Source organism: Oleiphilus sp. HI0067 (assembly GCF_001635735.1).
In genome coordinates, this window is record NZ_LWFI01000756.1 from 1 (window position 1) to 352 (window position 352).

The window sequence follows — 352 nt, forward strand, 5'->3', positions numbered from 1 at the left end:
ACATGCGGGCACATCATTCTGAGACCCAAATAACCAAACTTGTCCACCTTCAGCAATATGGCGACGTGCGATCTCTGCATAGTGCCTCTCTGGCCACTTCTTAGCACGCCCAAACTCCGCACCCGGACATAGCGCTAGCACCGACTTACTCTTGTCCAAACCGAACTTCGTCATCGCTTTAGCAATATTCTCTGTCGCAGGAACAAGCAAGGGAGCCGGACACTCAAATGCATCTGGCGTTGTTCCCTTGTCATAAGCGAGCCCAACATACTTATGCACCATCAATGAAAAAACGCTTTTATCTAGCTGACGCAAATCATTGACCACGCCATAGCGCATTTCACCTTTCCAG

The 352-nt window shown here is 49.4% G+C and carries 1 protein-coding gene; it reads right to left on the minus strand.

Translation table 11 applies throughout. The annotated features are described in order from the left end of the window. Positions 1-339 (minus strand): glycosyltransferase family 9 protein (locus tag A3739_RS08275; protein ID WP_304440268.1); only part of this gene is annotated, 339 nt, incomplete at its 3' end. Between the last annotated feature and the right edge of the window lie 13 nt (positions 340-352).